Below are 15,056 nucleotides of genomic sequence, written 5' to 3' on the forward strand. Positions count from 1 at the left end.
GAGAATTTTAAATTGAGTTTTGAAGATTTATGTTATGCTTCGTTTCTGCAATCTTGTTCGCTTGGTAATTTACCGCACATACCACATGCTTCGCCACTTTGGTTTAAAAATGGACTTTGGCTAGCACAGGTGCCAGCAAATTTTCCATCTTTTTTAGCCCATATTTTAATAGCTATTCCTGCAAACCCCAATGCTAATAACCCGATGGTCAATAAAATGAGTTTCATAAAAATTATTTTGAGGCAAAGATATAAAATTAAGCCCCGAAACGGAAGTTTCGGGGCCTTAATGATATCTTAAATAAACAATTGCTTAGTATGCAATGTTCGCTACTATATTTTCTACGGTAGGGCTTTGGTTGCCTCCTTGTGGTTCTATAGTAATATAACTAACGGCGTCATCTGCATAAGGTAATGCCAATAATTTTTCCTGACTGCTAGCTTCTTTGATGATGCCTAGGTTCACCATTTCGCCATTTACCTCTGTCCACATTTGGTAACATTGGTCTTTTGGTAAATGCGGAAGCTTACTTACATTAATATAAGAAAGTCTCTTTACCGGATTTATGTAGGCAACAGCTTTAAGCTCTTGTGCTTTCTTGTTTCCTTTTACAGTATACTTTTTTGTTTCAGGATTTTGAAGAACTATAAATTGGTTTCTAACATCTTCTAATTGTGCACGCATGGTTTCTTCTAAATCGTCAATTTTATTATTAACGATAGAATTTTCTTCTTGAAGACTTTGATTTTTGTCCCAGAAAAAATATGAGGCACCTACAGAAACCAATATAGCCAAACTGGCAGCAACTGCCATGCGGTAAAAATTTCTCTTAAAGTTAGATTCTTTATTAATACTGTTAAGAATTCTTTCTTTAAGTGCTTCTGGAGCTTTAACGGCATACAATTTTGCATACGTTTCTAAATTGTCTTGCAACTCTTCGTAGGTTTCACGAACTTCTGGGTACATAGACAAATAGCGCTCTACTTGTAATGCTTCCTCAGTTGTAGTAGTACCTAAAAGATAGCTTTCCAATAAATCGGAATCTAGGAATAATTTTATTTTTTCTTTCATGGTATTAGGATATCAGGTTTAATGATAACACCAACAGTAATGTAGGGCCGTAAATTTTCTTGAGTTCCCTGAGCCCGATTTTTAATCTAGATTTGATAGTTCCCAGCGGAATATTAAGCTCATCGCTCGCTTCCTGTTGCGTCATACCCTCAAAAAATAAGGCATCTAACACAATTTGGTATTTGGTCTCTATCTTATCTAAATTTTCACGGACGTCCATAAACTCTGGTCTTGTACTGTTGACGCCTAAGTTATATACGTCAGAAACATCAATTTGGATTTCCTTATCGCTTTTTGTATTAACGCTTCTTAATTTATCTATTGCTGTATTACGTGTTATACGAAATAACCACGTAAAAAGTTTAGCTTTAGATGAATCGTAGGAATCAGATTTTTTCCAAATTTTAATAAAACTCTCTTGTAAGACATCTTGTGCTAATTCTTCATTTCGAACTACCTTGTTGGCAACTCCCAAAAGTGTGTCTCCATAATGCTCATACAAAAGTGAAATGGCTTTTTCATCTCTTTCTTGAAGCAGTTCTACAATGTGTTTTTCAAGTAGTGTACTCATATTTTAGTGCCCGGTGCAAAAAAAATGGATGTTTGGGCATCCAATTCAATCGATAGTACCGTATATGTTTAAACGCTAATTTATAAAATGATTTTTATATAGGCGTTTTCAAAAATATTAATAATATAAATGTGCACTTGGTAACTGCACATTTAATTTTTGGTTAGTTTGGTTTGGTATAGCCCCCAAGATTTTTCTTTGGGGGTTATTTATTTTATGATGTTTACTTCCGGTGATATATTAATACCGAACTTCTTATCTACTTCCTTAATTATTCTATAGGCTAAATCTAATATTTCTAGACCCGTAGCTTCACCATGGTTGACAAGAACCAACGCCTGATTTTTATGAATACCGGCGTCACCGAATCTTTTACCTTTAAAACCACATTGCTCAATGAGCCAACCTGCTGGTATTTTATAGCTTTCATCCGTAATTTTATAGGATGGAGCTTCAGGATGGAGTGTAATGAACCGGGTGTAATCTTCCAGGCTGATTATCGGATTTTTGAAAAAACTCCCGCTATTGCCCAAAACTGCGGGGTCAGGCAATTTACTTTGCCTAATTGCTATTACAGCATTTGAAATATCTTTTATAGTTGGGTCTGAAATGCCCATCTTTTCTAGTTCAGTATCAATGGCACCATAAGAGGTGTTCTTCTTATGGTTGCTCTTGCTTAATTCAAACGTTACCGATGTAATAACGTATTTTCCTTTTCCTTCGTTCTTAAAAAAAGAATCACGATAGCCAAACTGACAGTCTTCTTTTGAAAAAGTCTTTAGGGTTTGAGTTTCAATATGCATTGCTTCGCAAGAAACAAAATTATCCTTTAGTTCAACACCGTAAGCGCCAATGTTTTGAATTGGGGCCGTACCAGTGTTACCAGGAATAAGAGACATATTTTCTAATCCACCATAATTTTGGTCTAGCGTCCATAACACCATTTGGTGCCAATTTTCGCCGGCCATAACTTTTAATAGGACGTGGGTGTCATTTTCTTCAAGGACTTCCTTTCCTTTAAGATTAATGTGTATTACCAATGCATCAATGTCATTGGTGATTAATATGTTACTTCCTCCGCTTAGAATAAATTTATTAGGATATTCATCTAGTTGAAGTGCTTCCTTTAAGTCTTGTAAACTATTAATTTCTATAAAGAAACGAGCCTTGGCATTAATTCCAAAAGTGTTGTAGGATTTAAGGGATATGTCTTTTCTAACCTCCATTACGCTATATAACTTTTTAGCGCCTCCTTTAGTATATTAACAGCTCTCTTTAAATTGTCTTTGTCTAGGACATAAGCAATTCTAATTTGGTTCTTTCCATACCCTTCCGAGGCATAAAAGCCTGCAGCAGGAGCTACCATTACGGTTTCGTTATTCAATCTAAAATCTTCTAACAGCCATTGTGCAAAATCATCTGCATCTGTTATAGGTAGTTCTGCAATACAATAGAAAGCACCTTGAGGCTTGCCTATTTTAATGCCTTCAATTTTCTCCAATTCTTCAATTAGAAGGTTTCTACGGCCTACATACTCTTCTTTAACATCATCAAAATAACTTTGTGGTGTTTCCAAAGCGGCCTCACTGGCTATTTGAGCATACGTTGGTGGCGATAATCTTGCTTGTGCAAATTTTATGGCTGTTTTAATAATGTCTTGGTTCTTGGTAACCAAACAACCTATTCGAGCCCCACACATGCTATATCTTTTGCTAACGGAGTCTACGATAATGGCATGTTCTTCCAACCCTTCTTCCTGTAAAATAGAGTAGTGCTCTTTTCCGTCATAAGTGAACTCACGGTATACTTCATCCGCAATTAAGAACAGATCATGTTTTTTAACGATGGCCGCTAGTTTCTTTATTTCCTCACGGGTATATAAGTATCCCGTAGGATTTCCCGGATTACAAATAAGAATAGCCTTTGTTTTAGGTGTAATCAGTTTTTCGAACTCTTCAATGGCTGGAAGGGCAAAATTAGAATCGATATTGGATATTACCGGAACAACCTTTACCCCTGTAGCGGTAGCAAATCCGTTGTAATTGGCATAAAAAGGCTCGGGAATGATTATTTCATCGCCATTATCCGCGATACTGCCCATGGTGAAAGCTAAAGCTTCGGAGCCACCTGTGGTCACTATTATATCTTCTGCAGTTACGTGAATATCATTCTTGGCGTAATAGGCAGCAAGCTTTTCACGGTATTCTTCTGAACCTTCAGTACGGCTATAGGCAATAACGTCTAAGGTGTTGTTTTTTACTGCATCTAGCGCTACTTGTGGAGTCTTTATATCTGGCTGACCAATATTAAGATGAATTACTTTAACGCCTTTCTTCTTAGCTTCTTCTGCGTAAGGAACTAGTTTTCTAATTGGCGATTCGGGCATGGAAAGCCCTTTTTGAGATACTAATGGCATATGTGTGCAATTTTGCTGCAAAAATGAGGAAACCAATCGAGAAAACCATACGTCATGGGAAATCGTTTATTGGTCTTTTGTTAAAAAACAAGGTATGTGTCTGAAAAAATCGTAAATTATAAAAGGAAATATGAAAAAAGTTGAACTCTCTACGTCTACATATCATATTCTTTCTCATGTTGCTTTCTTCTTCGGTAATAGCGCAAGGTTTTAGTTTGCCCAAAGGGCAAAAGTTCGAAAAAGTGAAATTTCAATTTATAAATAATCTTATGATAGTGCCTATTGAAGTCAATGGCACAGAACTATCTTTTATATTAGATTCTGGTGTAAGCACACCTATATTGTTCAATATTTCCGAAACGGATTCGGTACAAATCAATAATGTTTCAGAGGTTACTATAAAGGGATTTGGAGAAAACGTTCCTATTAAAGCCTTGGTTTCAAAGGGGAATCAATTTCGATTGAAAAATATAGAGAACCAAGACCAAAAACTATTTGTTGTCATGGACAAAAGCATCAATTTTTCAACTTCGTTGGGGATTCCTGTTCATGGTATTATGGGGTATGATATTTTTAGGGATTTTGTGGTGGATGTCAATTATATCAAAAAGAATATCCGTTTTAGAGATCCAGAAAGTTATGTGTATAAAAAAAATAAGAACAACGAAGTCTTACCATTAGCTATTAGGGCTAAAAAAGCATATTTGAATACCGGGCTTTATTTGAAAGACGGGAAAGAGCTTCCGGTAAGATTATTGTTGGATACAGGAAGTAGCGATGCGCTTTGGCTTTTTGAGAATGATTCTATTAATGTGCCCGATAAACATTATGATGATTTTCTTGGGAAAGGTCTCAACGGAAATATTTATGGAAAACGAACGAAAGTTGACGGTCTACGTATAGGTCGTTTTCTGTTAAATGATGCTAAGGCAGCCTTTCCTGATAAAGATTCTTTTCGAGAACTTACAAATCTGGTGAGTCGTAATGGTAGTATTGGAGGATGTGTATTAAAACGCTTTAATGTAGTTTTTGATTATCAAAGAAGTCGTATTACCCTTAGGAAGAATTCTAATTTTAATAAACCGTTTAAGTACAATTTATCTGGATTGGATTTGCAACATGATGGCATCCGGTATATAGCAGAAAGCCTTTCTGACAGTCAAGGTGTAGTTTACAGTGGTAAGCGAGATTTTGGTAATGTGCAGTTACTTTTTGAAAATCAGACGAGATTAAGTGTTGCTCCTGAAATAATTGTTTCAGCCATTAGAGCAGGTAGCCCTGCGCATGAAGCAGGTTTAAAAGAAGGTGATGTAATATTAGCAGTGAACGGAAAAAAGATTCACAAGTATAAGCTTCAAGATATTTTAGAGATGATTAATGAAAAGGAGGGTAAACGCATTAAACTCCTTATTGAGCGCTATAATTCTGATTTGCTCTTCACCTTTGTGCTCAAAAATATGCTTAAATAAAAAAAGACCTGATTCTAATCAGGTCTTTTTTATAAGTTGTATGCAGTGAGTTTATTTGCCTTCTGAGGCTTTTACTTCACCTTTAATTTTAAGAACCTTTGTAGGCGTGTCTGCATTAGAAATCACTGTAATGGCCTTTCTGATTGGACCTACACGGTTAGTATCATATTTTACAGAAATCTCACCTGTTTTACCTGGTAAAATTGGATCTTCAGGTTTTTTAGGTATGGTACAACCACAACTAGAGCTTACTTTGCTAATAATTAATGGCGCTTGGCCAGTATTTGTAAATTCAAAAATACGAACGCCATCGGCTCCTTTTTGAATTTCACCGTAATCAACAGTTTCAGATTTGAATTCAATTTTAGCGGCCTTATCCTGTGCGGTAAGGGTTAACCCCATAAGACCAACAAATAATACGAGTACTATTTTTTTCATTTTATTAAATTTAGGGAATCTCAAAAATAAATCTTTTCAGATGAACCTCCAAAATTCTTTTGTTATCTGTTAACGTTACTTATTTTTGTTTCGTATTTGAAATTAGGCAAAATTGCCGTTATTTATTAATAATGTAACTTCTTATTTCGGTCTTTATTGTAGTGACCGACATTCCTTAGACAAAAACCGTTCCAAAAATATGGATATTCCTTCTAAATATGACGCCTTAAAAGCTGAAAACCATTGGTATGATTACTGGATGGAGCATGATTATTTTTCATCTACTCCAGATGAAAGAGAGCCTTATACAATTGTAATTCCTCCTCCAAATGTAACCGGAGTGCTTCATATGGGGCATATGCTGAACGTTACTATTCAGGATGTATTAACGAGAAGGGCTCGTTTAATGGGCAAAAATGCGTGCTGGGTACCAGGAATGGACCATGCATCTATTGCTACGGAGGCCAAAGTTGTGGCAAAATTAAAATCCGAAGGCATAGATAAAGCTGATTTAAGCCGAGAAGAGTTTCTAAAGCACGCTTGGGATTGGACAGATGAATATGGTGGGGTTATTCTTGGTCAGCTCAAAAAATTGGGCGCTTCGTGTGATTGGGAACGTACCAAATTCACCATGGATGACGATATGTATAAATCGGTCATTAAAGTTTTTGTTGACTTATTTAATAAAGGATTGATATACAGAGGGCACCGTATGGTAAATTGGGACCCTGAAGCGCAGACCACACTGTCTGATGAAGAGGTCGTTTATGAGGAAAAACAAGGTCTTTTGTATTATTTATCATATCCTATTGAAGGTTCTGATGAACGCGTAACTATTGCTACAACAAGACCTGAAACTATTCTTGGTGATACTGCAATTTGCATCAATCCTAATGATGAACGATACAGTCATTTACGTGGAAAAAAGGTAGTTGTACCTATTTCCGGTAGGGTTATACCAATTATTGAAGATGAGTATGTAGATATTGAGTTTGGAACAGGTTGTTTAAAAATAACTCCAGCTCATGATATTAATGATAAAGCTTTGGGTGAAAAGCATAATCTTGAAACTATAGATATTTTCAATGCTAATGCTACGCTAAATTCTTTTGGATTGCATTACGAAGGAAAAGACCGTTTTGTAGTTCGAAAAGAAATAACAAAGGAGCTTGAGGAAAAAGGCTTTTTGGTAAAAAAGGAGAACTATGTTAATAAAGTAGGAACTTCAGAAAGAACAAAAGCTGTTATTGAGCCAAGATTAAGTGATCAATGGTTCTTAAAAATGGAAGACTTGGTTAAGCCTGCCATTAAATCTGTACTTGAAACCGAAGAAGTAAAATTCTTTCCTAAAAAGTTTGAGAACACCTATCGCCATTGGATGGAAAATATTCGCGACTGGAATATTTCGCGGCAATTGTGGTGGGGGCAACAGATTCCTGCCTTCTATTTTGGTGATGGACAAGAAGATTTTGTAGTAGCAGAAACCAAAGGTGAAGCCTTGAAATTAGCTCAAGAAAAGTCAGGCAATGCCAATTTGACAGAAGCGGACCTTAAACAAGACGAGGATGCCCTGGATACTTGGTTTTCATCTTGGTTGTGGCCTATAAGTGTCTTTAACGGTATTTTAGAGCCGGATAATAAAGAGATAAATTACTATTATCCTACCAATGATTTAGTAACAGGTCCGGACATTATTTTCTTCTGGGTGGCTAGAATGATTATTTCCGGTTATGAATATCGGGATGAGCGTCCTTTTCAGAATGTATATTTTACGGGGTTAGTACGGGATAAGCAGCGTAGAAAAATGTCCAAATCTCTTGGGAATTCCCCGGATGCCCTCAAATTAATTGAAGATTATGGGGCAGATGGTGTTCGAGTTGGGCTTTTATTAAGTTCTGCCGCCGGTAACGATTTAATGTTCGATGAAGATTTATGCCAGCAAGGAAAGAACTTTGCCAATAAAATATGGAATGGTTTCCGTTTGTTGAAAGGATGGGAAATAGCAGATTTGCCACAACCTGAAGCGTCTAAATTAGGAATTGAATGGTATAAGGCCAAATTCAATAAAACCTTAGTTGAGATTGAGGACCATTTTAGTAAATATCGCATTTCGGATGCCTTAATGGCTATTTATAAATTGGTTTGGGATGATTATAGTTCCTGGTTATTGGAGATTATAAAACCAGATTATCAAAAGCCAATAGATAGAACTACATATGAAGCGGTGATTGATTTATTCGAGCAAAATCTAAAATTGTTACATCCGTTTATGCCGTTCTTAACTGAGGAGGTATGGCAACACATAACAGAGCGTACTCCGGAAGAGGCTTTGGTAGTAGCAAAATGGCCTCAATTGGAAAAGGTGGACGAGGCTCTTGTAGAAAGCTTTGATATAGCTGCGGAAGTGGTTTCCGGTGTTCGGAATATTCGTAAAGAAAAGAATATACCAATGAAAGAAAGTTTAGAGCTTATGGTTCTAAATGAAGGTAAATTGGCCAAAACTTGGGATGTGGTTATAGAAAAACTGACCAATGTCTCTGAAATTTCATATGTTGATGCTACGGTTGATAGCGCTTTGTCCTTTCGTGTAAAAAGCAACGAATACTTTGTGCCGATAAGCGGAGCAATAGATGTTGAAGCGGAAATCAAAAAGATTGAAGAGGAGTTGAAGTACACCAAAGGCTTTTTAAAATCCGTTCAGAAGAAACTCTCTAATGAGCGTTTTGTAAACAATGCCCCAGAAAAGGTTATAACTATAGAGCGTCAAAAACAAGCAGATGCCGAGGCTAAAATTGAAACCTTAGAAAAAAGTTTAGCCAGTTTGGGGTAAACTTTTTGTTAGTATAATAATTGCGGCCGGTTATTCTATTTCTAGAGTATCCGGCCGTTTTTTTTTGGGGGGGTATGAAATAGTTCCAAGCAACTTTTTCACCAGTAACGCTAGATTAGCGGAACCGGTTAGAACAGCTATATTCAGCCTTCTGTACAGATGTTTCAACTAAAATTGCATCGTAATAAATGAATCTATATTCACTTTAATTGCTATATTAGTCAGGTGAGAGTTAAAGATGACACTAAGATTAGTACAATTTTTGAAGCGACTGTTGAGTTGACTTCTGAAGTTGGGTTAAATAAACTTACCATGTCATCTATTGCCGAAAAGGCTCAATTGGCTTCCGGAACTTTGTATATATATTTTGATAGTAAAGAAAAACTATTAAATGAGCTGTACAAGCATTTGTTAGTTCGCGGTACACTTTCATTATTACCTTCTGTGCAGCATCTTCCGTTGAAAAAACAGTTTTGGGTTATATGGTCTAACGTACTAAAATTCCGTGTTTCCAATAGCTCAGAGGTGGTTTTTATGCATCAATTCCGGTATTCATCTTATGTATCGGAAGAAACAAATGAACTTGATGAACAGTTTTTAAGCTATTTAAAAACGATGTTGAATAAAGGTAAAGAAGAGCTAATTGTAAAAAATATTGATAACCGTTTGATGATTTCATTGTTATATGGATACGCCAATACTTTTTCGAGACAATTGGTCAAGGATAAAATTGAGTTAACGGATAGTTTGATGGAGCAATCTTTTCGTGTGTGTTGGGATGCCATAAAATCATAAAATTTTAACGTTTATAAATGAACCTATATTCATTTATAAACGTATATTGTAATGTCTTATCAGTGTAACGACATGAAAAATTAGATTATAATAGCTCCATAGTCTTACTTGGATACTTATTTTTTGAGGATTGTCTAATCTGCTTAAGTCATTGGAGGCCCCATTTGTCATAATCCTACGTGTTCCCCCACTTTATGGCTTCGGGGTCCTTCTTTTTAGACTTCCCTCATAAATTTTGCTGCTTTTGGTGTAAAAATTAATTTTTCGCTTTATATTTATGTAAACCAGCATATTATGAAAAACATCCTATTTTGTATTGCCTTTTTCTCAGTCTTTTTTATGACTTCTCAAGAAACTAAGGTGGAGATTCTTTCTCCAGAAATTCAAATAAAAACAGCCGTTTTGCCAGCTCCGGAAGCAGATAAAGATGCTGCAATGGTCTATGGTTATGATAGCTCGGGAAGCTTGATGGTTCTCAGGGAAGGTTTTAATAATCTTGTTTGTATTGCAGATGATCCGTCAAAAGAGGGAATAAGTGTGGCTTGTTATTCAAAGTCGTTAGAGCCTTTTATGAAGCGAGGAAGGGAACTTACGTTGGAAGGAAAAAATACTAAGGAGAAAAGAGAGATACAGGGCGCTGAGGTTGCAGCGGGTAAATGGCAAATGCCTATCGTTCCCAGTATGCTCTATATTTATTACGGAAGTGACGAGGCGTATGACAAGAAAACAGGTGAGTTGGGAAATGGTCAATATCGTTATGTTATTTATACACCCTTTGCTACTGTTGAGTCTACCGGTTTACCGTCAAAACCACATGAAAAGGGAATGCCTTGGTTAATGGATCCCGGAACTTTTCGAGCTCATATAATGGTTGGTCCTTTTAATTAGATTCGGCTCAATTCAAAAACTGTTCGTCTCTATTTATAGAGAAATATCAATACTAAATCAAAATTTAAAACTCCCAAAGTGGAAAGTTATGCTCAGGCGCTTTTGTATGCAATTCCATTTTTTGTGGTGCTTTTGGCCATAGAAATAGGATATGGCTATTTTGTGAAAGATCAGAAGCATAAAGTGCTGGATTCGGTTTCAAGTATCAGCGCAGGTTTTACCAATATCATCAAAGATACTTTGGGTTTGGGTTTTATCTTGGTGACCTATCCTATTTTATTGGAGAATTTGGCCGTGTTTACATTAGAGAGTACTTGGCTTCTATGGATTGTGGCCTTTGTAGTCATAGATTTTGCAGGATATTGGAACCACAGGCTAAATCATAAGGTAAACTTTTTCTGGAATCAACATGTTATTCATCACAGCAGCGAAGAGTTTAATCTTGCATGTGCGTTGCGCCAGTCTATTTCTAATTTAATTGGTTATTTTCCCTTACTATTGATTCCGGCTGCTTTCTTTGGGGTGCCTAACGAGATAATAGCCATACTAGCTCCAATTCATTTATTTGCGCAATTTTGGTACCACACACAGCACATAGGTAAAATGGGTTGGGCAGAGTATATTATTGTTACGCCATCACAACATAGGGTTCATCACGCAATAAATCCTGAATATATAGATAAGAATTTGGGACAGATTCTTTGTGTCTGGGATCGTTGGTTTGGTACGTTTCAAGAAGAGTTGGAGGACGTACCTCCCCAGTATGGCGTATTAAAACCAGCTTCTACATGGAATCCTGTTCCTATTAATTTTCAACACCTTTGGCGATTGATGCAAGATGCGCGGCGCACTAAGAGCTATTTAGATAAATTGCGTATATGGTTTATGCCCACGGGTTGGAGGCCAGAGGACGTTAAAACAAAATATCCTATCGAAATTATTGAAGATGTCTATGGCTTTACGCGATACGACACCCAGCCATCCATAGCTTTAAAAGTATACGCTATTTTTCAACTCATTGCCACAACACTATTTTTATGGTTCATGTTTTTTAACTATACCGAGATTGGAGTGAGCGGACTTTTAGTATTCGGTTTTATAGTTTTTGTCGGTATTTATGGGTACACTACTTTAATGGACCGAAAACCATATGCCGTTTATATTGAACTTTTCAGGGGTATAGTAGGATTGGTGTTGATTTCTATTATGGGTGATTGGTTCGGTATGAATAGCTACATTACTTTCGGAAGTTGGCTTGTTGCTATCTATTTTATGATTACTATATTTTTCGGTTTTTATTTTACCTATTTTGAATCTGCCGTTCACAATAGAAAAACAATGGTTTGATTGCATTTTGATACCTTAGCTCTAGCTAATGCTTAATTAAAAAGAGCATATTATTTTTTAGATAACAGTTATTTTATGAGACCTTATATTTTAGCAGAGACCAATTGGAAAGCCTTAAAGGACGAGAAATTTGATTTAGCCATATTGCCATGGGGAGCTACTGAGGCCCATAACTATCATTTACCCTATGCAACCGATAATATTCAGGCCGATTATATGACGGCAGAGGCTGCGCGTGTGGCATGGGAAAGAGGAGGGAAACCTATCGTGTTGCCTACGCTGCCATTTGGAGTTAATACAGGCCAATCTGATATATATCTTGATATAAATTTAAATCCTAGTACACAGCTTGCTATTTTGACTGACATAGTAGAGGTTCTTAATAGACAAGGCGTGTATAAATTATTGATATTTAATGGTCATGGCGGCAATAACTTTAAACCTTTAGTACGTGAGCTGGGCTATAAGTTCCCTAAGATGTTTATTAGCTTTTGTTTCTTTCCGGGGGTTTTGGACAAAGGCTTGTATTTTGAAGAAAAAGGAGATCATGCAGATGAGATGGAAACTAGCCTGATGCTTCATTTACAACCAGATTTGGTATTGCCCAGGGAAAAATGGGGTGATGGGGCTTCTAAGAAGTATAAAATTAAATCCTTTTCGGAAGGTTGGGCTTGGGCCGAAAGAAAATGGTCAGAAATTAGTAAGGATACCGGCGTGGGCAATCCTCATAAAGCAACAAAAGAAAAGGGTGAGCGATTTTTTAAAGATGTGACCCTAAAAATGGGTGATTTTATATACGAACTCTGTAAAGCAGATACTAACGATTTATACGAGTAACAAAAATAATGGATTAGCTTTTTTTACGCACCTCGTTCTTAACAAGTTTAATATAAGCCCTCATAGCATCATCTCGCTTTATATTCTTTGCTTGAATAAGGGCGTTAGCTTTAAAAGCATTGATTAAAGGGGTGCTGCTACCAGGATTGCTATAGTTTTTGTTAGCTATCTTGTAATAGGCATAAAGCTTCAATAGTAGATCGGCCGGCAGTGGTTTGGTAAAGTTGTTCATAAACTCTACCGCCTTGTCAAAATCAGTATGTAATTTCTCCTTCTTCATTCTTCTTTAGAACAGCGGCAACACAAGTTTCAGCACCGATTACTTTCTGATTTAATTTAACGGTAATAGCACAATCCAGGGGCAAGAATAAATCAACTCTAGAGCCAAATTTGATAAAACCAGCGTCCTCACCTTGCTGAACATTATCACCTTCTTCTGCGTAGTTAACTATACGTCTAGCCAAAGCACCAGCGATTTGTCTGTAGAGAATGTCACCAAATTTTGGTGTACGTATCACAACAGTTGTTCTTTCGTTCTCTGTACTGGATTTAGGGTGCCAAGCTACCAAATACTTTCCAGGGTGATATTTTGAGTATTTTACACTTCCACTAGCCGGGTAACGTGTAACATGAACGTTGGTTGGTGACATGAAAATAGAAACTTGTATGCGTTTTTCTTTGAAATATTCAGTTTCTTCAACCTCTTCAATAACAACTACTTTTCCGTCTACGGGAGCTAAAATTTCATCAAAGTTTTTTGCGGCTCTACGGGTTGGGTTTCTGAAGAACTGTAGTATTAAGATTAAAAATACAACGGCAATTAATTGAATTCCTATGCGAAGCCAAGGAATATCAATAGCGTATTGAGAACCAAGTATGATTACAGCAACAATAAAAAAGGTGATCAGAATAATTTTTTGACCCTCTCTATGAAACATGGGCGAATATTTTTAAGGTTAAGTACGCAAACGGTGCAGCAAATATTAAACTATCTAAGCGATCTAACATGCCGCCATGGCCAGGTAAAATAGCACCACTATCTTTTACGCCCGCCGTTCTTTTAAATTTTGACTCGATTAAATCCCCTAGGTTCCCAGCTATTACTATAACTACGGCTAATACTACCCATTGCATGGGGTTTAAAATAGGTTCATATTTAGCCATAAAATAAGCTGATCCAACAGCAAAAACTAATCCGCCTAGAGCACCTTCAATCGTTTTCTTAGGTGATACCGCAGGAAACAACTTGGTGCGCCCAAAGCTACGACCTACTATGTAAGCAAACGAATCATTTACCCAAATTAAGATAAAAATACCTATAATTAAAAACTTGGCAAAGTCATTATTGGTATATGGAATCATTGTAAGGAAGATGCAACCACCGCCTACATAGAATAAACCAATAAGAAATTTTTGAACGGTATTGAAAAGTCTTGTCCGTTTTGAGAAAAGGTAAAAAAGTAACATGGAATTAACGACCAAGGTACAACCCAATAGGGCATAGACCAGAATCATATCACTTACAAAGTAGATGAATGCCCACCATAGAATTAAATAGGCGCCATAAATATGAAGTCCTTTTAAATCAACAAGCTTTTTGTATTCGTTTAGACAGGCAAGCCCAAAAATCATAAATAAAAAATCGAAAGCGTCTGAGCTTAAAAAAACTGCGGACAACAATAAAAAGATGTAAACAGCTCCTGTAAGCGAACGTCTTAAAACTTCCCTCATGTTATTATAGGTCTTCCAGAAGTAAGAGATACAGGTTTTTAGAACTGCTTCCGTAAGTTAGAAAATCATCTGAATTTCCTTCGTTGGCCTGAAAGTGTTTTAATGTTGTGATGTTTGCGGGAATATTATGGCCATATTTCTTTTTAATGGTTTTTAAACCTTCCCCTATGGATTCAACCAATTGGCTAGTGGTAGCAAATACGATTACGTTATATGGTAATTCGTTTAGCTTTTTGTCCATTAATTGATTAGAACAAACTAATATAGAGCCATTTTGAGCTATTAAATGTTCACAAGTGGTAAAGAACACTTCACTTTCTTTACTTATGTTGGTGAAGCTAATATTTTCTTTGGAAAACTTTTCTTTGAGTTTTGGGTTTATGACATAGAACGGGTGTTCCTGCCAGCTATTCTCATTAACGATGTTTTTTACCGCCTGAGAAATCTCGGAAAATGAATCGCAGTAAAGAAATTTACCACCATTTTGTTTAAAATGTATGGTAAATTTCTCATCTACAGGAATGTTCAGATCAGGCATATGTGCACCTCTAGTTTCCGCTGTTTCTTTGGAAACCTTCTTTTGCTTGCCGCCACCGAATAATTTGTCAAATAGCCCCATTTGCTCTTGTAAAACTCAATATGCGTTCTCTCTAGTTAAAGAAA

16 protein-coding genes are annotated in these 15,056 nt (G+C 36.5%); 6 read left to right on the forward strand and 10 right to left on the reverse strand.

All coding sequences use genetic code 11. From position 1 onward, the window contains the following. Nucleotides 1-32: 32 nt before the first annotated feature. The 5 genes from IWC72_RS11135 to IWC72_RS11155 form a co-directional block, all read right to left on the reverse strand. Nucleotides 33-227, reverse strand: coding sequence for a membrane or secreted protein (locus tag IWC72_RS11135; protein ID WP_194526275.1), 195 nt, complete (start codon nucleotides 225-227; stop codon nucleotides 33-35). An 85-nt stretch (nucleotides 228-312) separates the two neighbouring features. Further along, nucleotides 313-1,071 carry an anti-sigma factor gene (locus IWC72_RS11140; RefSeq protein WP_194529818.1) on the reverse strand — a complete coding sequence of 253 codons (759 nt, stop codon included), beginning with the start codon at nucleotides 1,069-1,071 and terminating at the stop codon, nucleotides 313-315. A gap of 4 nt (nucleotides 1,072-1,075) precedes the next feature. Further along, nucleotides 1,076-1,642 (reverse strand): RNA polymerase sigma factor, encoded by a 567-nt coding sequence (locus tag IWC72_RS11145; RefSeq protein ID WP_194526277.1) that lies wholly within the window; start codon nucleotides 1,640-1,642, stop codon nucleotides 1,076-1,078. 209 nt (nucleotides 1,643-1,851) lie between these two features. Further along, on the reverse strand, nucleotides 1,852-2,868 hold the full coding sequence (murB, locus tag IWC72_RS11150) for a UDP-N-acetylmuramate dehydrogenase (protein WP_194529819.1): 1,017 nt from the start codon (nucleotides 2,866-2,868) through the stop codon (nucleotides 1,852-1,854). After that, on the reverse strand, nucleotides 2,868-4,058 hold the full coding sequence (locus tag IWC72_RS11155) for a pyridoxal phosphate-dependent aminotransferase (RefSeq protein WP_194529820.1): 1,191 nt from the start codon (nucleotides 4,056-4,058) through the stop codon (nucleotides 2,868-2,870). Before IWC72_RS11155 ends, murB begins: the two co-directional genes overlap by 1 nt. 269 nt (nucleotides 4,059-4,327) lie before the next feature. Here IWC72_RS11155 and IWC72_RS11160 point away from each other — a divergent pair, with 269 nt between their 5' ends. Beyond that, nucleotides 4,328-5,527 carry a PDZ domain-containing protein gene (locus tag IWC72_RS11160; protein ID WP_226979545.1) on the forward strand — a complete coding sequence of 400 codons (1,200 nt, stop codon included), beginning with the start codon at nucleotides 4,328-4,330 and terminating at the stop codon, nucleotides 5,525-5,527. A gap of 51 nt (nucleotides 5,528-5,578) precedes the next feature. Here IWC72_RS11160 and IWC72_RS11165 read toward each other — a convergent pair whose 3' ends face one another. Continuing rightward, nucleotides 5,579-5,965 (reverse strand): DUF1573 domain-containing protein, encoded by a 387-nt coding sequence (locus IWC72_RS11165; protein WP_194526281.1) that lies wholly within the window; start codon nucleotides 5,963-5,965, stop codon nucleotides 5,579-5,581. Between the two features lie 199 nt (nucleotides 5,966-6,164). Between IWC72_RS11165 and IWC72_RS11170 the strand changes: the two genes are divergently transcribed. The 5 genes from IWC72_RS11170 (at nucleotide 6,165) to IWC72_RS11190 (ending at nucleotide 12,662) form a co-directional block, all read left to right on the forward strand. Next, nucleotides 6,165-8,795, forward strand: coding sequence for a valine--tRNA ligase (locus IWC72_RS11170; protein ID WP_194529821.1), 2,631 nt, complete (start codon nucleotides 6,165-6,167; stop codon nucleotides 8,793-8,795). Between the two features lie 225 nt (nucleotides 8,796-9,020). Beyond that, the gene (locus IWC72_RS20420; protein ID WP_194529822.1) at nucleotides 9,021-9,590 is read left to right on the forward strand and encodes a TetR/AcrR family transcriptional regulator; all 570 of its coding nucleotides are present in this window, start codon (nucleotides 9,021-9,023) and stop codon (nucleotides 9,588-9,590) included. 294 nt (nucleotides 9,591-9,884) lie between these two features. After that, nucleotides 9,885-10,478: a hypothetical protein gene (locus tag IWC72_RS11180; RefSeq protein WP_194529823.1), complete on the forward strand. Its 594-nt coding sequence runs from the start codon at nucleotides 9,885-9,887 to the stop codon at nucleotides 10,476-10,478. Nucleotides 10,479-10,556: 78 nt separating this feature from the next. Further along, nucleotides 10,557-11,825, forward strand: a complete 1,269-nt coding sequence (locus tag IWC72_RS11185) for a sterol desaturase family protein (RefSeq protein ID WP_194529824.1) — start codon at nucleotides 10,557-10,559, stop codon at nucleotides 11,823-11,825. A gap of 75 nt (nucleotides 11,826-11,900) precedes the next feature. Beyond that, entirely contained in the window at nucleotides 11,901-12,662 is a 762-nt protein-coding gene (locus IWC72_RS11190; protein ID WP_194529825.1) for a creatininase family protein, read from the forward strand. Between the two features lie 13 nt (nucleotides 12,663-12,675). Here the strand turns inward: IWC72_RS11190 and IWC72_RS11195 are convergent, their stop codons facing one another. Genes IWC72_RS11195 through IWC72_RS11210 form a run of 4 tightly spaced genes read right to left on the reverse strand, consistent with a single transcriptional unit; the run spans nucleotide 12,676 to nucleotide 15,012 of the window. Beyond that, nucleotides 12,676-12,942 (reverse strand): acyl-CoA-binding protein, encoded by a 267-nt coding sequence (locus IWC72_RS11195; protein WP_194529826.1) that lies wholly within the window; start codon nucleotides 12,940-12,942, stop codon nucleotides 12,676-12,678. Then, a complete protein-coding gene (locus IWC72_RS11200; RefSeq protein WP_194526288.1) occupies nucleotides 12,917-13,600 on the reverse strand; it encodes a phosphatidylserine decarboxylase family protein in 684 nt (227 codons plus the stop codon). The genes IWC72_RS11195 and IWC72_RS11200 overlap by 26 nt, the downstream gene beginning before the upstream one ends. Continuing rightward, the gene (locus tag IWC72_RS11205; protein ID WP_194526289.1) at nucleotides 13,590-14,393 is read right to left on the reverse strand and encodes a phosphatidate cytidylyltransferase; all 804 of its coding nucleotides are present in this window, start codon (nucleotides 14,391-14,393) and stop codon (nucleotides 13,590-13,592) included. The genes IWC72_RS11200 and IWC72_RS11205 overlap by 11 nt, the downstream gene beginning before the upstream one ends. Before the next feature lie 4 nt (nucleotides 14,394-14,397). Continuing rightward, complete coding sequence (locus tag IWC72_RS11210; protein WP_194526290.1) at nucleotides 14,398-15,012, reverse strand: LUD domain-containing protein; 615 nt, start codon at nucleotides 15,010-15,012, stop codon at nucleotides 14,398-14,400. Between the last annotated feature and the right edge of the window lie 44 nt (nucleotides 15,013-15,056).

Origin of the sequence: Zobellia roscoffensis (assembly GCF_015330165.1) — a bacterium.
In the GTDB taxonomy this organism is placed as follows: domain Bacteria; phylum Bacteroidota; class Bacteroidia; order Flavobacteriales; family Flavobacteriaceae; genus Zobellia; species Zobellia roscoffensis.